Genomic DNA, 20,820 nt, shown 5'->3' with positions numbered 1-20,820 from the left:
ACGCGTCAGACTGGTGGAACGTGTTCTCGTTTGTCAATGGTCGTCGGGCTCGCCACAGATCATCGAATTGGGCGACGAGATGCCCGCGGCATCGGCCTAGCGTCCTCCTCGTGGTCGCCAGGGGGCCACACGACCATTCACAACACTTCGGGAGACAACAATGCGCAAGTCCGTTCAGCTGCTCGCAGCAGCGACCACCATGGCCGGCCTGACTCTGTCGGCCATGCCGGCCGCACAGGCCGACAGCACCATCGTCAAGATCAAGAAGCGGGGACACCTCTCCGACTCCTACAAGATCGCCTACGTCAAGGGCACGGTGACCTGCTCCGAGGACACCACCAGCGCCCGGCTGACCGCGACGCTGACCCAGGTCACCGTCGGTGGGACGCAGACCCAGACGGCGCAGGTCACCCACATCAACGCCTTCGAGTGCGACGGCGAGGAGGAGACGGTGTGGCTCGCCATGCGCCGTCCGACCGGCGGCTTCAAGTGGGAGAAGGGCAAGGCGCGGGTCACCGACTTCGTGTTCGAGACCCAGGACCCGTCGGGCACCTACTCCGACGTGGCCAAGGGCCGGACCGTCCGTCTGCGCTGATGCACCTGCTCCACTCAGCCCGCGCGCACCTGGCACGGTGCGTGGAGGACGACGTCGCGTCGGGCTTGCTCGCCGCGACGTGCCTGGTGACCGGCGCGACCATCAGCGCAGGGTTGCTCGTGCAGCTGGTGGCCTAGGCCCCCGTCCAACGGTCCTCCAGGGCAATGGACCGCCCCCGGTGACAAGCTCACCGGGGGCGGTTCAACGCGCGCCCGCGACCGCCTCGGCCAGCCCGCGCGCCGCCAGCCGGTCGGCCCGCTCGTTGCCCTCGTCGCCGGCGTGGCCCTTGACCCAGTGCCAGTGCACGTCGTGGCGCTCGCAGGCCGCGTGCAGCTGCTGCCACAGGTCGACGTTCTTGACCGGCTGCTTGGCCGAGGTGCGCCAGCCGTTGCGCATCCAGCCCGCCACCCAGGTGGTGATGCCCGAGCGCACGTAGGTGCTGTCGGTGTAGAGCTCGACGCGCACCGGTCGCTTCAGGGCCGTCAGCGCCATGATCGGCGCGGTCAGCTCCATCCGGTTGTTGGTCGTCGAGCCGGCCTCGCCTCCGCAGAGCTCGAGCTCGTGGGAGCCCTGCCGCAGCAGGGCGCCCCACCCGCCGGGACCGGGGTTGGGCACGCACGCCCCGTCGGTGTGGATGACCACGACATCGGGCACGTCCTCGCTCACGCCCGGCATCCTCCCAGAGGGTGCCGCCTACGACGCAGGTGACACCGAGGGCACGTGCGTGACCTGGTCCCAGGTGAAGGTGTACGCCGCACCACCGACCGGCACGTCCAGCACCAGGTTGTCTCCCCCGGCCGCTCCGCCCGCCCCGTAGTTCTCGTCCCACGAGTCGTCGACGGCGACCTTCCACTCGTAGCTGCCCGCGGGCAGCGTGAAGGTCGCGTGCCAGCGGCCGTCGGTCTCGTCGAAGGCCAGGTGCGTGGCCGCGCAGTCGGGCTGCCAGTCGGCCGGGCAGCCGAGCTCGTCCTGCAGGCTGCCCGCGAGCGTGACGCTGTCGCGGGCCGGCTGCGGCGCGGCCGTGCGCACCGTGACCTCGTCGCTGGTCACCGGCTCGGCGCCCGCCTCGAGGAGAACCGCACGGTAGGTGAGCTCGGTGCCGAGCTCGAGCCCCTCGACGTCGTCGGTGACCTGGTAGGCCGGCGAGGACGTGTCGGTGCCGAGCACCTCCCACTCCCCGTCGGGCCCGACCCGGCGCTCGAAGCGCACCGACTGGGTGGGCCGCTCGGGCTGGACCTCGGCGCTGACCGTGACCGGGTCGATGCTGCTGACCGTGCCGCCGGAGCCGGAGGTGCTCAGCGCGATCGCCGGCGCGGCGACCTCGGCGCCCCGCGACCTCGCCAGCCGGGCGTGGCCGGCGTTGTCGAGGACCGCGGCGCGGTAGCGCACCGGGGTGCCGGTCGCCAGCGCGCTGGTGTCGTGGAAGACCCGGTAGGGCGCCGAGTCGTCGGTGCCGATGCTCTGCCAGGCGCCGTCGCCGACGCGGGCCTGGAAGGTCACCTCGGCGAAGGAGCGACCGGCCACCCGCGCCCCGACCAGCATCCGGCCACGGTCGACGGCGCTGGCGCGCGGGGTGCGCACCGTGATCGCCGGGGCCCGGCGCGAGGGCGCCAACCGCTCGGTGGCGGCGTACACCACGGTGGACAGGGCGGGCACCTGCACGCGCATCGCGCCGGAGCCGTTGGTGCGCACCCGCCGCTCCCCCGGGCCGTAGACCTTGCGGAAGGCGCCCTTGCGGACCCAGGTGGGGACCTTCGCCGAGCGCTCGGTGCTCGCGTTGTTGAGCAGCACGACGTACTCGCGCTGCTGGTCGCGGTCGAGGCGCGAGAAGGCGGCCACCCCGGGGCCGTCCTGGCCCAGCCGCACCTGGTGGGCGCCGTCGCGCAGCGCCGGGTGGCGCTCGGTGAGCCGGTCGAGGCGGGCGATGCGGCGGTAGAGCGGGTGCGTCGGGTCGAGGCTGTCGGTGGCCGGGGTCTTCGCCTCGGTGCCGAGCTGGGTGTCGTCGGCGTACTCCGGCACCTGGCTGGCGAACATCGTCTGCCGGGCCAGCTGGTCGCCGCCGGTGCCGGTGAAGCCCTGCTCGTCGCCGTAGTAGACGACCGGGTTGCCGCGCGAGAAGAACATCAGCTCGTGACCCAGGCGGTCGCGACGCAGCAGCTCGGCCTCGCCGGCCCCCGGGTTGTCGGCGCCGACGAAGTGCCCGAAGCGGCCCATGTCGTGGTTGCCGAGGAAGGTGGGCAGCGCGTAGGCGTTGGAGTCGGCGTCGGTGTAGAAGTCGTCGTCGACGAAGAAGCGGGCCAGGTCGGCGGCGCTGGTGCTGCGCGAGGCGAAGTCGCGCGCCGCCCACTGGAACGGGAAGTCGAGCACCGACTGCATGCCCGCGCGGGTCGTGTAGCCGGCGGTGAAGGCCTTGGCGGCGGCGTCGGCGCCGTCGAGCGCGACCTCGCCGAACATGAAGAAGTCGGGCTTGCCGTGACTGCGGGCGTAGTCGAGCAGCCCCGGCCCGAACGCCTGCCAGAACGGGTCGTCGACGTGCTTCATGGTGTCGATGCGGAACCCGTCGATGCCGAGCTCGTCGACCCAGGTGCGGTAGATGTCGATCATCCCCTCCCGCACGGTCGGGTGCTCGGTGAAGAGGTCGTCGAGGCCGAAGAAGTCGCCGTACTGGCTGTCCTCGCCGGTGAAGGTGGTGTTGCCGCGGTTGTGGTAAAGCGTCGGGTCGTTGAGCCAGGCCGGGACCTTGAGGTCCTCCTCACCCTCCTCGAGCACCGGGGTGTAGGGGAAGGAGGTCTGCGCGTCGAGCTCGGGGAAGTCGTCGCCGCCGGCGTGGTCGCGGTCGTCGAAGGGCTCGCCGTCGGCGGTGCGGTAGGGCTCGACGTCCTTGGGCACGTACGCCGTGCGCGCACCCTCCTCGTAGCCGATGACGTCGGCGGTGTGGTTGGTGATGATGTCGAAGAAGACCTTCATGCCCCGCTCGTGCGCGGCGTCGACCAGGTCGGCCAGGTCGGCGTTGGTGCCCAGGTGCGGGTCGATGCGCGTGAAGTCGGTGATCCAGTAGCCGTGGTAGCCCGCGGAGGGTCCGTCCTCGAGCTGGACGGCCTTGTTCTCGAAGACCGGGGTCAGCCAGATCGCGTCGGTGCCCAGGCCCTCGATGTAGTCGAGCTGCTCGCGCAGGCCGACGAGGTCGCCGCCGTTGAAGAAGCCCTTGGCGGTGGGGTCGAAGCCGTGCTCGAGACGACCGCCCTCGATGCCGCCGGTGTCGTTGGCGCTCTCGCCGTTGGCGAACCGGTCGGCCATCACGAAGTAGAAGCTGTGGTCGGTCAGGCCGGTGCGCAGCGCCGGACGGGCGACGTCGCCGGCGCGGTCGGGCCGGGCAGCGGCTGCACCCGGCTCGGCCGCGCTCGGCAGCGAGGCGCCGGTGGCGAGGAGGCCCAGCGCGAGCGCGCTGGTCAGGGCAGGGATCAAGCGGTTCACGGACGTCTCCCGAGAGTGATGACGGTCACAGAGCCCGCCGATCCTAGCCCCTCGGGCCGGAGGACGTCAGACCCGGACGCGGTCTCCGAGGTCGTCGCGGTGCTCGTGGTGCATCCGGTGCCGCTCGCGGGTCGCGGTCACCAGCTCGGGCTGGATCTCGGCGATGGCCAGGCCCTCCTCCTCCCCCAGCCGGGCCAGCGGGTGGCCCTCGGGGTCGTAGACGGCCGAACCACCGATGAACGAGCTGGCGCCGCAGCTGCCGGTGAGCCCGGAGAGGACGACGTAGAAGCCGTTGTCGAGCGCGCGGGCGGCGTAGTAGAGGTCGCGGCGGTGGGCGCCGCCGGGGAAGTACGCCGCCGAGCACAGGTAGCCGAGCGCGCCGGCGTCGCTGGCGGCCCGGGCGTGCTCGGGGAAGCAGCCGTCGTAGCAGGTGGACAGCCCCAGCTCGACGCCGTCGACGACCACGGAGGCGCCGTGGTCGCCGGCCTCGAACCACTGCCGCTCGGGCCGGTCGACGTGCTGCTTGTCGTAGGGCAGGTGGACACCGACGCCGTCGGCGACCGCCTCGTCGGGCCGGACCACGAGCGTCGAGAGCGTGCGCCGGGCGCCGCGGTCGAGCGCGGTGCCGACGACCACCGTCACGCCGGTACGCCGCACCTGCTCACGCACCGGGTCGAGCCGGGCGCCGGTGAGGTCGGCGGGCCCGGGCAGGGCGCCTGCGAAGACGGCGGCGTCGTACCCGGTCAGGAACGCCTCGGGCAGCACCAGCACCCGCACCCCCTGGTCTCCGGCCAGGGCGGCCAGGCGCGCGGTGGTGCGCAGGTTGGCGTCGAGGTCGCCCGGCGCGGCCGCTGCCTGGCCGGCGGCGACGCGCAGGGCGGTGGTCGCGATGCTCACGAGGTGCTCACGGCGTGGTCACGACACCTGGCTACTCGACGACGACCTCGACGCGCTGGAACTCCTTGCAGTCGGTGTAGCCGGTGGTGGCCATCGACCGACGCAGCGCCCCGATGAGGTTCATGGTGCCGTCGGCGACCCGGGAGGGGCCGAAGAGGATCTCCTCGAAGGTGCCGACGGTCTCGAACTGCACCCGCTGGCCGCGGGGCAGCTCGGCGTGGTGCGCCTCGGTGCCCCAGTGGAAGCCGCGCCCCGGGGCGTCGCTGGCCCGGGCGAACGGCGAGCCGACCATCACCGCGTCGGCGCCGCAGGCGATCGCCTTGGCGATGTCGCCGGACCGGCCGATCGAGCCGTCGGCGATGACGTGGACGTAGCGCCCACCCGACTCGTCGAGGTAGTCGCGGCGCGCGGCGGCGACGTCGGCGACCGCGGAGGCCATCGGCACCGCGACGCCCAGCACGGTGCGGGTGGTGTGGGCGGCTCCCCCACCGAAGCCGACCAGCACGCCGGCCGCGCCGGTGCGCATCAGGTGCAGCGCCGCCTGGTGGGTCGCGCAGCCGCCGACGATGACGGGCACGTCGAGCTCGTAGATGAACTCCTTGAGGTTCAGCGGCTCGGACTGGCTGGAGACGTGCTCGGCCGAGACGGTGGTGCCGCGGATGACGAACATGTCGACGCCGGCGTCGACGACGGTCTTGGCGAACTCCTTGGTGCGCTGGGGCGAGAGCGACCCGGCGACGGTCACCCCCGACTCGCGGACCTCGCGCAGGCGCTGGGTGATCAGCTCGGCCTTGACCGGCTCGAGGTAGATCTCCTGCATCCGGCGGGTGGCCTCGGTACCGGTCAGCCCGGCGACCTCCTCGAGGAGCGGCTCGGGGTCCTCGTAGCGGGTCCACAGGCCCTCGAGGTTGAGCACGCCCAGGCCGCCGTGGCGACCGAAGGCGATCGCGGTGCTCGGCGACATCACCGAGTCCATCGGCGCGGCCATCACCGGCAGGTCGAAGCGGTAGGCGTCGATCTGCCAGTGCGTGCTGACCTCCTCGGGGTCGCGCGTGCGCCGGGAGGGCACGATCGCGACGTCGTCGAAGGAGTAGGCCCGGCGGGCCCGCTTGGCGCGGCCGATCTCGATCTCGCTCACCGCGCAAGGCTAACGCTTGGCGCCGGTGGGCGGCTCAGTGGTGGGCGTGCTCGGTGCCGGCGTGGCCCTCGGGCTCGATCTGGAAGGTCGAGTGCTCGATGGCGACGTCGAAGTGCTCGGCCACGCACTCCTGCAGCTCGCGCAGCACCTCGCCGGAGTGCCCCGACTCGAAGCAGGCCCGCTGCATGGTCACGTGGGCGGTCAGCACCGGCAGGTCGGAGGAGACCCGGGTGACGTGCAGGTCGTGCACGTCGACGACGTGGCGCACCTGCAGGATGTGGCGGCGCACGTCGGCCAGGTCGAGGCCCGGCGGCACCGACTCGAGCAGCACCCGGGTGCTGTCGCGCAACAGGAGCAGGGTGCGCGGCAGGATCAGCAGCGCGATCAGCAGGCCCGCGACGCTGTCGGCGCGCACCCACCCGAAGGCGGCGATCAGCACCGCGCTCACGATCACCGCCACCGAGCCCAGCGCGTCGTTGAGCACCTCGAGGTACGCCGCGCGCATGTTGAGGTTCGACCGGCGGCCGCCGGTCAGCACCACCAGCGCGACGAGGTTGGCCGCCAGACCGACCACGCCGAAGACCAGCAGCGACGTCGAGGGCACGTCGGCGGGGGTGACCAGGCGTCGTACGCCCTCGACGAGCGCGAAGCCGCCCACCGCCAGCAGCAGCGCGGCCTGGGCCAGCGCGGCGATCACCTCGGCGCGCCGCAGCCCCCAGGTGTGCCGGTCGGTGGCCGGCCGGGTCATCAGCACGCTGGCCACCAGGGCCATGCCCAGCCCGACGGTGTCGGTGAGCATGTGGGCGGTGTCGACCAGCAGCGCCAGGCTGCCGGTGACGATCGAGCCGACCGCCTGGGCGACGACGACCACACCGGTCAGGGCGAGCGCGAGGCTCAGGCGGGTGCGGTTCGCACCCGCCCCGTGGTCGTGCCCGGCGCCCACGTCAGCTCCCCGCCGGCTCAGCGCCCGGTGTAGTTGGGTGCCTCGACGGTCATCTGCACGCCGTGCGGGTGGCTCTCGTTGAGCGAGGCCGAGGTGATCCGCACGAAGCGGCCCTTCTCCTGCAGCTCGGGCACGGTGCGCGCGCCGACGTAGAACATCGACTGGGTCAGCCCGCCGGTGAGCTGGTGGGAGACCGCGGAGAGGGGGCCGCGGTAGGCGACCTGGCCCTCGATGCCCTCGGGCACGATCTGGTCGTCGCTGGCGACCTCGGCCTGGAAGTAGCGGTCCTTGGAGTAGGACTTCTTGCCGCGGCTCGACATCGCGCCGAGCGAGCCCATGCCGCGGTAGGACTTGTACTGCTTGCCGTTGACGAAGACCAGCTCGCCGGGCGACTCCTCGCAGCCGGCCAGCAGCGAGCCGAGCATCACGGCGTCGGCGCCCGCGACGATCGCCTTCGCGATCTCGCCGGAGTACTTCATGCCGCCGTCGGCGATCAGCGGCACGCCAGCCGGCTTGGTGGCCAGCGACGCCTCGTAGACCGCGCTGACCTGCGGCACGCCCACGCCGGTGACGACGCGGGTGGTGCAGATCGAGCCGGGGCCGACCCCGACCTTGACCGCGTCGGCGCCGGCGTCGACGAAGGCCTGCGCGCCCTCGCGGGTCGCGACGTTGCCGCCGATGACCTGCACGTGGCGGGTGGCCGGGTCGCTCTTGAGCCGGGCGACCATGTCGAGCAGCAGCCGCACGTTGCCGTGGGCGGTGTCGGCGACCAGCACGTCGACGCCGGCCTCGACCAGGGTGGTGGCACGCTGCCAGGCGTCGCCGAAGTAGCCGATCGCGGCACCGACCAGCAGCCGGCCGTGGGCGTCGTACGACGCGTGCGGGAACTGCTCGCTCTTGACGAAGTCCTTGACCGTGATCAGGCCGGCCAGGCGGCCCTGGTCGTCGACCAGCGGCAGCCGCTCGCGCTTGTGCTTGCGCAGCAGCGCGGTGGCCTCGTCACGGGAGATGCCGACCGGGCCGGTGATCAGCGGCATCGGGGTCATCACCTCCTCGACCTTGAGGGTCGACCACTCCGCGACCGGGGTGAAGCGCAGGTCGCGGTTGGTGATGATGCCCAGCAGGCGCGAGTCGGCGTCGACCACGGGGAGGCCCGAGACGCGGTACTCGCCGCACAGGCGGTCGAGCTCCTCGAGCGTCGCGTCGGGCCCGATCACGACCGGGTTGGAGATGATGCCCGTCTGGGTCCGCTTGACCAGGTCGACCTGGTAGGCCTGGTCCTCGATGGACAGGTTGCGGTGCAGCACGCCCATCCCGCCCTCGCGGGCCATCGCGATCGCCATCCGCGACTCGGTCACGGTGTCCATCGCGGCGCTGACCAGCGGCACCTTCAGCGAGATCTCGCGGGTCAGGCGCGAGGTCGTGTCGATGTCGGCCGGCGCCAGGTCGGAGTGACCGGGCAGCAGCAGCACGTCGTCGTAGGTGAGGCCGAGGGCGGCGAACTTCTCCGGGATCTCCACCCGTTCATCGTACGGGCGGTGGCGGGGCCCGGCGCTGGCGGAGGGCGCGTCCCTGGTCACACCGGCGCCGAGCCGACCTCCAGCGGCCGCAGGCCCTGCACCGGCACCCGCACCGTCAGCTGGTCGGAGGCCAGCCGGATGCGTCCGTGCATGCCGGCCGCGAGCACCAGCGGCAGCACCGCACGGTTGTCGGCGGTGGTGCTCAGCGCGACCTCGCGCGCGCCGAGGCTCAGCGCCAGGCGAGACGCGGCGACCAGCAGCCGGGTCCCGACCCCGCGCCGGCGCCAGGCGGGGTCGACCCGCAGCACCAGCGGCAGGCAGCCGTCCTCGAGCTCGTCGGTGGCCGGCTCCCCGGGCAGCCCGAGGCTCGCGCGCCCCACGACCACGTCGGCGACGACCGCCGAGACCACCCTGCCCTCCACGACGTACGACGGCCGCGCGCCGTCGCCCAGACGGCGCCCGGCGACCGGGGCGGCCAGCGACGGCTCGGGGCGCCCACGCCGCAGCACGTCGGTGACCAGCTCGGCGACCGCGACGCCGCGCGCCCGCTCGGTGTCGGTGAACGGCGTGGCGCGCCGCACCTGCACGAGCACGTCGCCGACCGTCATCTCCAGCAGGTCGCCGCCGGGGCCCTGGTCGGGCTCGGTGTCGAAGAGCGCGGCCACCACCTCGGGGAAGCTCTCGGGCGCGGCCAGCACCTGCCGGGCGGCCTCGACGTAGCGGGTGGGCTGGTCGGTCAGCGCCGCGCCGGTGCACGGGGTGGAGAAGACGTGCCGCCAGCCGGCGGACTCCACCAGCACCGCCACGTCGGCCTCGCCCCAGTCGCCCGGCACGTCGACGACCACCTCGTCGGTGACCTCGTCGACGCCCGGGAAGACCTGCATCGCCCGAATGTCAGCGCCCGCCGCGGCACAGCACTGCGCGAGCGCGGCGAGACCTCCCGGGCGGTCCGGCGAGCTGGCCCGCACCTTCCACAGCATGGGTTCCTCCTCCGTGCGCCCGCTCCGGCGGCGGGGTGTGGACTACGTTGGCCCACCGACGTTGCGGCGACGTTTCGGTCGTGGGTCGTGCGGTGACGCGAGGCTGGGCGGAGGTGGGCGATGGGCCGGGAGCGGCGCCTCGTGCTGCTGGTCGCCCTGGTGGCGGGTGCGCTGCGGCTGGTCGGCCTGTTCCGCCCGGTGCGCCCCGACGAGGCGGGCTTCACGCTCGTGGCGCGCGCCTGGGCGCCCGACGCCGAGAGCGTCTACGGGCCCTACTTCGTCGACCGGCCGCCGCTGCTGGTGGCCACCTTCGGTGCCGCCGACTGGCTGGCCGGGCCACTCACGGTGCGGGTGCTCGGAGCGGTGGCCGTCGCGGCGCTGGTGCTGCTGGCCGCGATGACCGCCCGGCTGGTGGCGGGAGCGTCGGCGGCGCGGTGGACCGCGGTGCTGGTGGCGGCGCTGTGCGTGACGCCGCTCATCGACGTGGTGGCCGCCAAGGGCGAGCTGCTCGCGCTGCCGCTGGTGATGGGCGGCTGCCTGCTCGCGCTGCTGGCGCTGCGCAGGGCCGACGGTCGACGCGCGCTGCTGCTGGCCGGCGCCGCGGGCACCGTGTCGGCGACCGCGCCGGGTCTCAAGCAGAGCCTCGTGGGCGGGCTGGTCTTCGGCGGGGCGCTGCTCCTGGTCGCGGTGCTCGGGCGGGAGGTGACGCTGCGGCGCGGTGCGGCCCTCGCCGGCGCAGCCCTAGCGGGGGCCGCGGTGCCGGTGCTGGCCACGGTCGGCTGGGCCGCGGCGGCCGGCGTACGGCTCGAGGCGCTGGCCTACGCCGTGTGGGGCTTCCGCGCCGACGCCTCGGCGGTGCTGGCCGCGCAACCGGCCTCGGCGCCGACCGAGCGGGCCGCGCTGCTGGTGGTGGTGGCGGCCGGGGCCGGAATGGTGGCGGTGATCGGCGGTCTGCTGGTGCACGTGCGCGACGAGGTCGGTCGCGACGCACCCGTGACCTGGGCGGTGCTGGCGATGCTGGGCGCCGACACCGTGGCGCTGGTGGCCAGCGGCTCCTACTGGCGCGACTACCTGCTGGTGCTGGTGCCGTCGACGGCGCTGGCCGCGGCCCTGCTGGTGCGGCGGCGCTCGAAGCGCGGCTTGGCGATGCGGGCGGTGGTCGTCGCGACGGCGGTCTCGAGCGCGGTGTCGCTGGTGGTGTGGGGCACGGTGCAGGTGCTCGACCTGCAGGAGCTCGACGAGGCCGACACCGGCGCGGCGCTGGCCGCGGCCGCGGAGCCCGGCGACACCCTCACCGTCTTCGGTGGGCGCGCCGACCTGCAGCTGACCAGCGGGATGGACTCGCCCTACCGCTACCTGTGGAGCCTGCCGATGCGCACCCTCGACCCCGAGCTCGAGCAGCTGCGGGCGCTGCTGGACTCCGACGAGCGGCCCACCTGGTTCGTCGAGTGGGTCTACCTCGGCGCCTGGACGCCGGAGGCCGGCGCCGCGCTGCGCGAGGAGGTCGAGGAGCACTACGTCGAGGTGGGCGGCGCCTGCGGCGACCACCGGGTCTACCTGCGCCGCGACGTCGACCGGCCGGCGCCCCGGCCGACCTGCCGCGGCTGAGCCCCGGCGGCTGCGCCGCGGGACGTCATACGCCTGGCATCGACGGACGTCCTGCCCGTATGACGTCCCGGGCGGTCCAGGGAACGACGACGGCCCGCCCGGGTCTCCCCGGACGGGCCGTCGTGCTGCAGCGGGTGACCCCGCTGCGGGTGGATCAGTGTCGATCAGTGCCGATCAGTGACCGTGGCCGTGGCCGTGGCCGCCGCCGGCGGACTCGTCGTCGTCCTCGGGCTTGTCGACGATCAGCGTCTCGGTCGTCAGCAGCATGCCGGCGATCGAGGTGGCGTTGACCAGCGCGGAGCGGGTGACCTTGACCGGGTCCAGGACGCCCTGGGCGACCAGGTCGCCGTACTCCTCGGTGGCGGCGTTGTAGCCGTTCCCGACGCCCATCTCGCGGACCTTGGTGGTCACGACGTAGCCGTTGACGCCACCGTTCTCGGCGATCCAGCGCAGCGGCTCGTCGGCCGACTTGCGCACGATGCGCACGCCGACCGCCTCGTCGCCCTCGAGGCCGAGGTCCTTCTCGAGCACCGAGACGGCGTGGATCAGCGCGGAGCCACCACCGGGGACGATGCCCTCCTCGATCGCGGCGCGCGTCGCGGAGACGGCGTCCTCGATGCGGTGCTTCTTCTCCTTCAGCTCCACCTCGGTGGCGGCGCCGACCTTGATCACGCAGACACCGCCAGCGAGCTTGGCGAGGCGCTCCTGGAGCTTCTCGCGGTCCCAGTCGGAGTCGGTGTTCTCGATCTCGGCCTTGATCTGGTTGACGCGGCCCTCGACGGCGGTGGCGTCGCCGGCACCGTCGACGATGGTCGTGTTGTCCTTGGTGATCACGACGCGGCGGGCCTGGCCCAGCACCTCGAGACCGACCTGGTCGAGCTTGAGGCCGACCTCGGGGGCGATGACCTGACCACCGGTCAGGGTCGCGATGTCCTGCATCATCGCCTTGCGGCGGTCACCGAAGGCGGGGCTCTTGACCGCGACGGCGTTGAACGTGCCGCGGATCTTGTTGACGACCAGGGTCGAGAGCGCCTCGCCCTCGACGTCCTCGGCGAGGATGAAGAGCGGCTTGCCGGCGGCGATGACCTTCTCCAGCAGCGGCAGCAGATCGGCGATCGCCGAGATCTTGCCCTGGTGCAGGAGGATGTAGGGGTCGTCGAGGACGGCCTCCATGCGCTCCGGGTCGGTCACGAAGTACTGCGACAGGTAGCCCTTGTCGAACTGCATGCCCTCGGTGAAGTCGAGCTCGGTGCCCATCGAGCTGGACTCCTCGACGGTGATGACACCGTCCTTGCCGACCTTGTCGAAGGCCTGCGAGAGCAGGTCGCCGATGACCTTGTCGCGGCTGGAGATGGTGGCCACCGAGGCCATGTCCTCCACCGAGTCGACCTCGCGGGCCGCCTCGAGCAGCGCGTCGCCGACGGCCTTGGCCGCAGCGTCCATGCCGCGCTTGAGACCCATCGGGTTCGCACCCGCGGCCACGGCGCGCAGGCCCTCGTGGACCATCGCCTGGGCCAGCACCGTCGCGGTGGTGGTGCCGTCACCCGCGATGTCGTTGGTCTTGGTGGCCACCTCCTTGGTGAGCTGGGCACCGAGGTTCTCGAACGGGTCGTCCAGCTCGATCTCCCGCGCGACGGTCACGCCGTCGTTGGTGATCGTGGGGGCGCCCCACTTCTTGTCGAGGACGACGTAGCGGCCCTTGGGGCCGAGGGTCACCTTGACGGCGTTGGCGAGGGCGTCGACGCCGCGCTCGAGCGCGCGGCGGGCGTTCTCGTCGAACTCCAGGATCTTGGGCATGTGGATGCTCCTAGGTCAGTGGTGTGGGAGATGAAACGGGCCCGGGCGCCATGCGACGCGGGTCGCAGGGCGACCGGTCGGCATGACGCCCGGGCCGGTGGATCAGTTGACGATCGCGAGGACGTCGCGCGCCGAGAGGATCAGCAGCTCCTCGCCGCCGTACTTGACCTCGGTGCCGCCGTACTTGCTGTAGATGACCTTGTCGCCCACGGAGATGTCCATCGGGACGCGCTCGTCGCCGTCCTCGTTGAAGCGGCCCGGGCCCACGGCCACGACCTCGCCCTCCTGGGGCTTCTCCTTGGCCGTGTCGGGGATGACGAGACCCGAGGCGGTGGTCTGCTCCGCCTCGAGCGTCTTCACGACGATGCGGTCCTCGAGGGGCTTGATGTTGATCGACACGTTGGATCGACCTCCACTTTCTTGCACACGTTGGCTGGTGGAAAACGTAAAGGGGTGCTCGCAGGCCCTGGCACGCCGTCGCGGGGGTCGCGCCGACCTGATGAGCGCTGGCACACTCACGGGGAGAGTGCCAGCTCAAAAACTAGCACTCCCCCTCGAGGAGTGCCAGAGCGGGAGGGCGGTGACAGGATCGCCCGATGGACCTCGACGCCTTCCGGTGGCTGCTCACCGACGACGGCCAGGCGCTCCTGGCCCGCGCCGAGGAGCTCGACCCGGCCGACCCGCTTCGCGCCCAGACGGCGCTGCGCCGCCACGCCGGCGCCGAGCACGCGGCGGCCGCGCTGACCCAGGCCGGGCTGCGACGCCGGGCGGTCGCGAAGTTCGGCGACCTGGCCGCGCGCCTCTACTTCACCCCCGACGGGCTCGAGCAGGCCACCCGCCTGGCCGTCGCCCGGCACCGTGCCGCACGCCTGCGGGCCTTCGACGCCCTGAGCCTCGTCGACCTCGGCTGCGGCATCGGCGGAGACCTGCTCGCCGCGGCCGAGACCGGCATCGTGAGCGTCGGGGTCGACCTCGACCCGGTGCGGGTCGCGGTCGCGGGCGCCAACCTCGCGGCCCTCGGGCTCGACGGCGTCGTCAGCGTGGTCGACGCGACCACGATCGACACCTCCCCCTTCGACGTCGCGTACGCCGACCCCGCGCGCCGCTCGGCGCGCGGGCGCAGCTTCGACGTCGACGACTGGACTCCCCCGTGGTCGTTCGTGGAGTCCCTGCTGGCCCGCGACTCCTGCGTCAAGGTCGCACCCGGCATCCCCCACGACCTGGTGCCCGAGGGCGTCGAGGCCGAGTGGGTCAGCGACCACGGCGAGGTCAAGGAGGCCGCCCTGTGGTCGGGCCGCCTGGCCACCACCCGCCGGCGCGCGACCGTCATCGGCGACGGCGGCCTGGCCACGCTCACCGACGAGGACGACCCGGGCGCCGGCGTACGAGCGGTCGGGCGCTATCTCTACGAGCCGGACGGGGCGGTGATCCGCGCCGGCCTCGTGACCGCCGTGGCCGCCGCCTGCGACGGCGGGCTGCTCGACGAGCACATCGCCTACGTCACCACCGACGCAGACGTCGTGGATGCCCGCACCCCGTTCGCCCGCGGCTACGAGGTGCTCGAGCAGCTGCCCTACCGCGAGAAGGCGCTGCGCGCCGCCCTGCGCGAGCGTGGTGTGGGTCGCCTGACGATCAAGAAGCGCGGCGTCGACGTGGTGCCCGAGGAGCTGCGCAGGCGGCTCGCCCTCGCCGGCGACGCGGAGGCCACGATCGTGCTGACCCGCGTCGCCGGCGCCGGCACCGCGCTGCTGGTCCGCCCCCTCTGACCCGGTTCCCAGGACGGTCAGGAGGTGCCCAGGGCCTCCTTCTCCGCACCGATGGTGGTGTCGGGGCCGTGCCCGGTGTGCACCACGGTCTCCTCGGGCAGGTCGAAGAGCCGCTGTCGGATCGAGGTCTTGATGACGTCCTCGTCGCTGTACGAGCGTCCGGTCGCACCGGGGCCGCCCTGGAAGAGGGTGTCGCCGGTGAAGACGCACCCCAGCGACGGGGCGTGGAAGCAGACCGCGCCCGGGGCGTGGCCGGGGGTGTGGATGGCCTGCAGGCGGGTGCCGCCCACGAGGATCTCGAACCCGTCGCCCAGGTCGACGTCCCACAGGTGGTCGGTGTGGGTGAGCTCCCACAGCGGCCGCTCGTCGGGGTGCAGCATGATCGGCGCCACCACCCGCTCGCGCAGCTCGGGGGCGACGCGGCAGTGGTCGTCGTGGGCATGGGTCAGCAGGATCGCGCGCACCGCGCGGTCGCCCACCAGCTCCATGATCGCGTCGACGTCGTGGGGGGCGTCGATGACGACGCACTCGTCGTCGTCACCCACGACCCAGACGTTGTTGTCGACCTCGTGGGTCTCCCCGTCGAGCGAGAAGGTCCCCGAGACGACGGCGTGGTCCACGCGGGCGGTCATCAGAGCACCACCACCGATCGCAGCACGTCGCCGTGGTGCATCTTGTCGAACGCGGCCTCCACGTCGTCGATGCCGATCTCCTCGGTGACGAACGCGTCGAGGTCGAGCCGCCCGGAGGTGTAGAGGTCGACCAGCATCGGGAAGTCGCGGCTGGGCAGGCAGTCGCCGTACCAGCTCGACTTCAGCGCCCCGCCGCGCCCGAAGACGTCGATGAGCGGCAGGTCGGGCACCTTCATGTCGGGCGTCGGCACCCCGACCAGCACCACGGTGCCGGCCAGGTCGCGGGCGTAGAACGCCTGCTTCCAGGTCTCGGGGCGGCCCACGGCCTCGACCACCACGTCGGCGCCCTCGGCGCCGGGGTAGGTCTCGGCGCAGATGCGCTTGATCTCCTCGACCGGGTCGACCTGCGAGGAGTCCACGGTGTGCGTGGCGCCGAGCTCGCGGGCCTTCTCGAGCTTCTTGGGGTCGATGTCGACGGCGATGACGGGGCTGGCGCCCGACAGCGCCGCACCGGCGACCGCGGCGACACCGACGCCGCCGCACCCGATCACGGCGGCCGAGCGGCCGCGCGTGGTCTGCCCGGTGTTGATGGCCGCACCGATGCCGGCCATCACGCCGCAGCCGAGCAGGCCGACCGCGGCGGCACGCGCCTCGGGGTCGACCTTGGTGCACTGGCCGGCGGCGACCAGGGTCTTCTCGGCGAAGGCGCCGATGCCCAGCGCCGGCGACAGCTCGGTGCCGGCGTCGTCGCCCTCGGCCAGCGTCATCTTCTGGGTCGCGTTGTGGGTGTTGAAGCAGTACTGCGGCTCCCCGCGGTTGCAGGCGCGGCAGTCGCCGCACACCGCCCGCCAGTTGAGCACCACGAAGTCGCCGGGCGCGACGCTGGTGACGCCCTCGCCGACGGACTCCACGACGCCCGCGGCCTCGTGGCCCAGCAGGAACGGGAACTCGTCGTTGATCCCGCCCTCGCGGTAGTGCAGGTCGGTGTGGCACACGCCGCACGTCTGCACCTGCACCACGGCCTCCCCCGGGCCGGGGTCCGGGACGTTGATCGTGGTCACCTCGACGGGCGCGCCCTTGGCGCGCGCGACGACGGCCTTCACCTGCTGCATGTGCGATCTCCTCGATCGGTCCGGATGACTACCGGTCCATGCAACCCCATCCAGGGGGACGAGGGCACCCCCGGGGAGGCGGTTCCAACCTTCCGCGCCGGTGCTGCGTCTGGTGGGTGTGGGACCGAGGAGGAGACGATGAGCGCACGAGCACCGGTCCGGCGGGCCGAGGAGGTGAGCGTGGTGGAGACCGACCAGGCACCGCCCCGCGGCAGGAGCGAGCGCCGCGACGCCGAGTTCACCGAGTACCTCGCGGCACGCCAGGCGGCGCTGCTGCGCACGGCGTACCTGGTCTGCGGTGACCGGGACCAGGCCGAGGACGTCCTGCAGACCGCGCTGGCCAAGCTCTACCTGTCGTGGGACAAGGTGCGCGACCGCGGCGCGATCGACGCCTACGTCAGGCGCATCGTCGTCAACGAGACCACGTCGGCCTGGCGTCGCCCCTGGCACCGTCGCGAGCGGGCCACCGACCGGCTCCCCGAGACCGCCGTCCACCACGACCAGTACGACGACGGTGGCTCCGCGGCCCTGTGGGACGTCGTGCGGTCGCTGCCGCCCAGGGCCCGCGCGGTGGTGGTGCTGCGCTACTACGAGCAGCTCAGCGAGGCGGAGACCGCGCAGACCCTCGGCATCTCCGTCGGCACCGTGAAGTCCCAGTCGAACCGGGCACTGCGCATGCTGCGCGAGCGCACACCCGACCACCTGCACCCCCGGGAGGAGGAGCGATGAACCGCCACAGCCACGACCAGGAGATCGGTGCAGCGCTCGAGCGCGAGGTCGCCGACCTGCACGACACGCCCTTCACCCTCGCCGACGTGCAGGGCCGCGCCCGCGGCATCCGACGCCGCCGCCACGCCCTGCTGGCCGGGGTCGCCGTGGCCGCCGTCGCCGTCGCGGTGCCCTCGGTGCTGCTGGTCGGCGGCGCGCTGGACCGCACCGACGGTCCCGGCCCGGCCGGTCCCTCGCAGTCGGCCACCGAGGCGCCCGACGTGACCACCGCGCCGCTCTCGTCGGTACTGCAGGGCAGCACGCTGACCCGCCCCGACGGCACGACCGTCGAGCTCGAGCTGCCCGACGGCGACGTCATGGACTACACCGTGCTCGGCGACGGCCGGGTCGTCGTCGCGGCGAATGCCGGGGCGCAGATCGACGTGCTGGGAGCCGACGGTCAGCCGCAGGCGTCGTACCCGGCGGAGGTGAACCACTTCGTGGCCGGACCGACGCGCGACACGGTGGCCTGGGTGGGCGAGGACGGTGCCGTGCGGGTGCTCGAGTCGGGCACGACCGAGCCGACGGTGCTGGCCACGCCGCCGCCCTTCCCCGGGACCTTCCGCACGGTCGACGCGGTGCTCGGCAGCGGCTGCGCCGCCGGGGGCTGCACGGTGCTCACCGGCAACGGGACCACCACCACGCACGAGGTCACCCTCGACGGCGCCGAGCCCTTCGACATGGGCCGGCCGGCGCGCGTCCACGACGTCAGCCCCGACGGTGGCCTGTGGGCCTACTCCGAGCCCCCGGGCGAGCTCGAGCAGTACGGCTGCGTCGGTCTGTACGACGTCGCTGCCGCGACCACCACGGCCCGGTCCTGCGACGTCTGGGGGCTCTCGTTCTCCCCCGACGGGCGCCACGTGGAGGCGGCCTTCGCCGAGAACAACATGCTGGGCGACCTCCGGGTGCTCGACCTGTCGCTGGAGACGGTGCTGGCCCACGAGCCCGACGACGGCCGGGTGGTCAGCCGGACCGGCTGGGCCTCCACCGACGCGCTGCTGGTCTCGGTCGCGGGCCTGCGCGACAACCAGTGGTCGTTGCTCGAGGTGCCGGTCGACGGCAGCGGACCCAGCACCCTGGTGGGTCCGGTGCCGGGTGGGAACCCCGAGATCGAGGCGGAGTTCCGGATGTCGCAGTGACGCTCAGCGCCACTGCCAGGAGGCCAGCACCGACTCGACGCGCTCGCGGTGCAGCGCCTGGCCTCCCCGGGTGCGGATCTCGACCGCCACCGCCAGCGGTTCGGGCTGCAGGACCAGCGTCTCGAGGACGAAGACGTGGGTGCCGCCCCCGCTGCCCTCGAGGCTGACCCCGCCGATGCCGTCCACCGTGACCTCGTCGCCGATCGCCACGGGGAAGGACTCGTCGCGCCGGAGCTGCTCCAGCCGGATCTCCGCGAGCTGGTCGAGGCTGGGGTTGCTCGAGACCGTCGGGAACTGGTTGACGAACAGCTGGCCGGTGCCGTCCTCGGTGAACCCTCCACCGAAGCCGCCCTGCACCGGCGACGGGGTCCAGGTGTCGTCCGGCAGCCGGACCTGCAGCACCGGCAGCCGCACCCGGGGCCCGGTAGCGGGCTCCGCCTCGGGTTCGGCTCCGGTCTCGGGCGCGGCGCTGGGCGAGGCCTCCGACTCGCTCGGGGACACGGGTGCACCGGACGAGGACGCGGGGGCCGCCTCCGGCCCCTCGCCGGAGCCGCAGGCCGACGAGCCGAGCGCCAGGGTCGCGCCCAGCAGCAGGGCCACGAGGGGGGTCGGGGAGGCAGGCTTGATCACGAGGGCTCCGAGTCGACGGGTGACGAGGTCGTCAGACGGTACCGCCAGGCCCCACCCAGCCGGGTTTGACCTTTCACGCCCGCGGGTATCCAACGCCTGTCTCGTCCATCACCCCACGGAGGCGTCACAGATGCTGGTCGCAGGGCTCTCCGCAGCACTGTCGTCCATCGAGGTCGAGCAGCACACCATCGACCGCGTCATCGCGGCTCTCGAGGACTGCACCGCCGAGAGCTGGGGCGAGCGCTTCGCCAGCGGCGCGCCGATCGCGCTCCCCTCCCTGGGACGCGGCGACCGCGCCGACGAGCTGGGGCTGCACCACGACCGCGCCCAACAGGTGATGGCCGAGACCGTGCACGGCATCATCGCCGACCTGACGGCGTTCGCGACCGGGGTCCGGCAGGCCGCGGGGATGATCCGCGACGCCGACGACGCGACCGCCGAGGAGCTGGTCCGTGCACAGCGGGCGGTGGAGATGATGAACGACGCCTGGGTGAGCTCCGAGGGCGACGCCGCCTACGACCGGGCCCGCAACGAGCAGCGAGCACAGGCCTGATGGGTGAGCAGGAGCAGCGCCTCCACCGCACCGTGGCCGGGGCGAACCTCGCCGACATCTCCACCTCCGGGTTCCGGTGGCGCGAGGGCAGCACGAAGCTCGAGCGGGTCGGGCAGGTGCTGCTCGAGGCGCTGGACGACGTCCGCAACGGCTTCGGCGAGGGCTCCGAGGTCAGCGCGGCCGCCGTCACCGCCTTCGAGCGGGTCGCCGAGAAGGCGCGCACGCGCAGCAAGCAGATGCGCGACGCCTCCGACGCCCTCGACCGGGCGAACGCCTCGCTGAGCGCCGCCGCCGCCGAGCAGCGCGCACTGGCGGCCTCCGCCCCGAGCGAGCCCCAGGCACCGGAGAGGACGCCCGGCGTCCCGGACTCCCCCGACACGATCCGTGCCGAGCAGAGCTACAGCCGGCAGATGGGTTCCTACCAGTCCGCGATGGCGGACCGCGAGATGCGTGCCAAGCAGCGCGCGGACGAGGTCGACACCACCTACACCGAGGCCGCCGAGGTGATGCGGCGCATCCACGGCGAGCCCGACGAGCGGGTCATGCGTGGCGCCGCCGGCTCGTCCGGGGGCGCCGGCGGCGGACCCGGCGCGACCGGGGCCGCGACGACCGGCGGCAGCGCCGGCTGGGGCCAGCCCGTCGGCAGCGCGCACACCTATCCGTACGGCACCCAGCAGGCATCGGCCGGCGGCACCCTCGTCGGGGACACCGGCCCGGGCGACCCGGAGGGCACCGGCACCGCCACGTCCGACGGCGGGGACAACCCGTTCGAGCAACCCACGGACCCCGGCTCGACCGGGACCAGCGGGACCAGCGGCATCGGTGGCGCCGGCGGGCTGACCGCGGGCATCGGCGGCGGCATCGCCGGCAGCGCCGTGATGGGTGGTGCGGCGCTCCTGGGCGGGCGCCTGGCCGCAGGAGCCTCCGTCACGCCGGTGGGCGGGGCGGCCGCCGGGTCCACGGCCGCACGCCCCGCCGCGGCCCGGGCCATCGGCGCGGGACGGACCTCGGGAGGAGCGACGCTGGGGCGCAGCACGACGACCACTGCAGCCACCCCCGCCACCGGCGCGCGCGGGGCCGCTGCGGGCACTCGTGGCTCCGCCGGTCCGGCCGGCTCACGTGCTGCCGCGGCCGGTGGCGTGGGCAGCGCCGCCGGGCGAGGCCGCCAACGCGGTCGCGACCAGGACCGGCCCGACCAGGCCTTCTACGCCACCGAGGACGACTGGACCGACGACGAGGGTCACGCCCCGGTCCTCGACTGACCCAGG

The 20,820-nt window shown here is 73.3% G+C and carries 20 protein-coding genes; 8 read left to right on the top strand and 12 right to left on the bottom strand.

From position 1 onward, the window contains the following. The first annotated feature begins 160 nt into the window (after positions 1-160). On the top strand, positions 161-595 hold the full coding sequence (locus tag QWJ41_RS13980) for a hypothetical protein (protein ID WP_302709026.1): 435 nt from the start codon (positions 161-163) through the stop codon (positions 593-595). Continuing rightward, the gene (locus tag QWJ41_RS13975) at positions 595-732 is read left to right on the top strand and encodes a hypothetical protein (protein WP_302709025.1); all 138 of its coding nucleotides are present in this window, start codon (positions 595-597) and stop codon (positions 730-732) included. Before QWJ41_RS13980 ends, QWJ41_RS13975 begins: the two co-directional genes overlap by 1 nt. 64 nt (positions 733-796) lie before the next feature. Here the strand turns inward: QWJ41_RS13975 and rnhA are convergent, their stop codons facing one another. The 7 genes from rnhA to QWJ41_RS13940 form a co-directional block, all read right to left on the bottom strand. Further along, positions 797-1,261, bottom strand: coding sequence for a ribonuclease HI (gene rnhA / locus QWJ41_RS13970; protein ID WP_302709024.1), 465 nt, complete (start codon positions 1,259-1,261; stop codon positions 797-799). Positions 1,262-1,288: 27 nt separating this feature from the next. Then, positions 1,289-4,069, bottom strand: coding sequence for an alpha-amylase family glycosyl hydrolase (locus QWJ41_RS13965; RefSeq protein ID WP_302709023.1), 2,781 nt, complete (start codon positions 4,067-4,069; stop codon positions 1,289-1,291). A gap of 66 nt (positions 4,070-4,135) precedes the next feature. After that, the gene (locus QWJ41_RS13960; RefSeq protein ID WP_302709022.1) at positions 4,136-4,966 is read right to left on the bottom strand and encodes a carbon-nitrogen hydrolase family protein; all 831 of its coding nucleotides are present in this window, start codon (positions 4,964-4,966) and stop codon (positions 4,136-4,138) included. Between the two features lie 31 nt (positions 4,967-4,997). Beyond that, entirely contained in the window at positions 4,998-6,104 is a 1,107-nt protein-coding gene (locus QWJ41_RS13955) for a GuaB3 family IMP dehydrogenase-related protein (protein WP_302709021.1), read from the bottom strand. 34 nt (positions 6,105-6,138) lie between these two features. Beyond that, positions 6,139-7,047 (bottom strand): cation diffusion facilitator family transporter, encoded by a 909-nt coding sequence (locus tag QWJ41_RS13950; RefSeq protein ID WP_302709020.1) that lies wholly within the window; start codon positions 7,045-7,047, stop codon positions 6,139-6,141. A gap of 17 nt (positions 7,048-7,064) precedes the next feature. Beyond that, positions 7,065-8,567 (bottom strand): IMP dehydrogenase, encoded by a 1,503-nt coding sequence (gene guaB, locus QWJ41_RS13945; RefSeq protein WP_302709019.1) that lies wholly within the window; start codon positions 8,565-8,567, stop codon positions 7,065-7,067. 56 nt (positions 8,568-8,623) lie between these two features. Beyond that, positions 8,624-9,547, bottom strand: coding sequence for a GNAT family N-acetyltransferase (locus QWJ41_RS13940; RefSeq protein WP_302709018.1), 924 nt, complete (start codon positions 9,545-9,547; stop codon positions 8,624-8,626). Positions 9,548-9,667: 120 nt separating this feature from the next. On the opposite strand from QWJ41_RS13940, the gene QWJ41_RS13935 reads away from it, so the two are divergent. Next, positions 9,668-11,155, top strand: coding sequence for a hypothetical protein (locus tag QWJ41_RS13935; RefSeq protein ID WP_302709017.1), 1,488 nt, complete (start codon positions 9,668-9,670; stop codon positions 11,153-11,155). A gap of 174 nt (positions 11,156-11,329) precedes the next feature. Here QWJ41_RS13935 and groL read toward each other — a convergent pair whose 3' ends face one another. Next, positions 11,330-12,952 (bottom strand): chaperonin GroEL, encoded by a 1,623-nt coding sequence (gene groL, locus QWJ41_RS13930; RefSeq protein ID WP_302709016.1) that lies wholly within the window; start codon positions 12,950-12,952, stop codon positions 11,330-11,332. 102 nt (positions 12,953-13,054) lie between these two features. After that, on the bottom strand, positions 13,055-13,351 hold the full coding sequence (groES, locus tag QWJ41_RS13925) for a co-chaperone GroES (protein WP_179614115.1): 297 nt from the start codon (positions 13,349-13,351) through the stop codon (positions 13,055-13,057). Positions 13,352-13,548: 197 nt separating this feature from the next. On the opposite strand from groES, the gene QWJ41_RS13920 reads away from it, so the two are divergent. Then, a complete protein-coding gene (locus QWJ41_RS13920) occupies positions 13,549-14,718 on the top strand; it encodes a class I SAM-dependent methyltransferase (protein ID WP_302709015.1) in 1,170 nt (389 codons plus the stop codon). Between the two features lie 17 nt (positions 14,719-14,735). Here QWJ41_RS13920 and QWJ41_RS13915 read toward each other — a convergent pair whose 3' ends face one another. Both QWJ41_RS13915 and QWJ41_RS13910 read right to left on the bottom strand, forming a co-directional pair. Further along, positions 14,736-15,350, bottom strand: a complete 615-nt coding sequence (locus QWJ41_RS13915; protein WP_302709014.1) for an MBL fold metallo-hydrolase — start codon at positions 15,348-15,350, stop codon at positions 14,736-14,738. Further along, positions 15,350-16,462 (bottom strand): S-(hydroxymethyl)mycothiol dehydrogenase, encoded by a 1,113-nt coding sequence (locus QWJ41_RS13910; RefSeq protein WP_302709013.1) that lies wholly within the window; start codon positions 16,460-16,462, stop codon positions 15,350-15,352. The genes QWJ41_RS13915 and QWJ41_RS13910 overlap by 1 nt, the downstream gene beginning before the upstream one ends. A gap of 138 nt (positions 16,463-16,600) precedes the next feature. Here QWJ41_RS13910 and QWJ41_RS13905 point away from each other — a divergent pair, with 138 nt between their 5' ends. Both QWJ41_RS13905 and QWJ41_RS13900 read left to right on the top strand, forming a co-directional pair. Further along, entirely contained in the window at positions 16,601-17,191 is a 591-nt protein-coding gene (locus QWJ41_RS13905) for a SigE family RNA polymerase sigma factor (RefSeq protein ID WP_302709012.1), read from the top strand. Next, positions 17,188-18,369 (top strand): WD40 repeat domain-containing protein, encoded by a 1,182-nt coding sequence (locus QWJ41_RS13900; RefSeq protein WP_302709011.1) that lies wholly within the window; start codon positions 17,188-17,190, stop codon positions 18,367-18,369. Before QWJ41_RS13905 ends, QWJ41_RS13900 begins: the two co-directional genes overlap by 4 nt. Positions 18,370-18,372: 3 nt before the next feature. On the opposite strand, the gene QWJ41_RS13895 is transcribed toward QWJ41_RS13900, so the two are convergent. After that, a complete protein-coding gene (locus tag QWJ41_RS13895; protein ID WP_302709010.1) occupies positions 18,373-18,999 on the bottom strand; it encodes a hypothetical protein in 627 nt (208 codons plus the stop codon). A 130-nt stretch (positions 19,000-19,129) separates the two neighbouring features. On the opposite strand from QWJ41_RS13895, the gene QWJ41_RS13890 reads away from it, so the two are divergent. Both QWJ41_RS13890 and QWJ41_RS13885 read left to right on the top strand, forming a co-directional pair. Next, entirely contained in the window at positions 19,130-19,552 is a 423-nt protein-coding gene (locus tag QWJ41_RS13890; RefSeq protein WP_302709009.1) for a hypothetical protein, read from the top strand. Beyond that, a complete protein-coding gene (locus QWJ41_RS13885; protein WP_302709008.1) occupies positions 19,552-20,814 on the top strand; it encodes a hypothetical protein in 1,263 nt (420 codons plus the stop codon). The genes QWJ41_RS13890 and QWJ41_RS13885 overlap by 1 nt, the downstream gene beginning before the upstream one ends. Positions 20,815-20,820 lie beyond the last annotated feature (6 nt).

It is taken from the genome of Nocardioides cremeus (assembly GCF_030518195.1).
GTDB classification, from domain to species: Bacteria; Actinomycetota; Actinomycetes; order Propionibacteriales; family Nocardioidaceae; genus Nocardioides; species Nocardioides cremeus.
Note: the sequence above shows the minus strand (reverse complement) of the source record. Positions and strands in the feature narration are given on the sequence as shown.

What these genes read in the sequence shown, in the direction of transcription:
- QWJ41_RS13980 (WP_302709026.1), top strand. Translation starts at nt 161, where the DNA reads ATGCGCAAGTCCGTTCAGCTGCTCGCAGCAGCGACCACCATGGCCGGC.
- QWJ41_RS13975 (WP_302709025.1), top strand. Translation starts at nt 595, where the DNA reads ATGCACCTGCTCCACTCAGCCCGCGCGCACCTGGCACGGTGCGTGGAG.
- QWJ41_RS13940 (WP_302709018.1), bottom strand. Translation starts at nt 9,547, where the DNA reads ATGCTGTGGAAGGTGCGGGCCAGCTCGCCGGACCGCCCGGGAGGTCTC.
- QWJ41_RS13935 (WP_302709017.1), top strand. Translation starts at nt 9,668, where the DNA reads ATGGGCCGGGAGCGGCGCCTCGTGCTGCTGGTCGCCCTGGTGGCGGGT.
- groL (WP_302709016.1), bottom strand. Translation starts at nt 12,952, where the DNA reads ATGCCCAAGATCCTGGAGTTCGACGAGAACGCCCGCCGCGCGCTCGAG.
- QWJ41_RS13920 (WP_302709015.1), top strand. Translation starts at nt 13,549, where the DNA reads ATGGACCTCGACGCCTTCCGGTGGCTGCTCACCGACGACGGCCAGGCG.
- QWJ41_RS13915 (WP_302709014.1), bottom strand. Translation starts at nt 15,350, where the DNA reads ATGACCGCCCGCGTGGACCACGCCGTCGTCTCGGGGACCTTCTCGCTC.
- QWJ41_RS13910 (WP_302709013.1), bottom strand. Translation starts at nt 16,462, where the DNA reads ATGCAGCAGGTGAAGGCCGTCGTCGCGCGCGCCAAGGGCGCGCCCGTC.
- QWJ41_RS13905 (WP_302709012.1), top strand. Translation starts at nt 16,601, where the DNA reads ATGAGCGCACGAGCACCGGTCCGGCGGGCCGAGGAGGTGAGCGTGGTG.
- QWJ41_RS13900 (WP_302709011.1), top strand. Translation starts at nt 17,188, where the DNA reads ATGAACCGCCACAGCCACGACCAGGAGATCGGTGCAGCGCTCGAGCGC.
- QWJ41_RS13890 (WP_302709009.1), top strand. Translation starts at nt 19,130, where the DNA reads ATGCTGGTCGCAGGGCTCTCCGCAGCACTGTCGTCCATCGAGGTCGAG.
- QWJ41_RS13885 (WP_302709008.1), top strand. Translation starts at nt 19,552, where the DNA reads ATGGGTGAGCAGGAGCAGCGCCTCCACCGCACCGTGGCCGGGGCGAAC.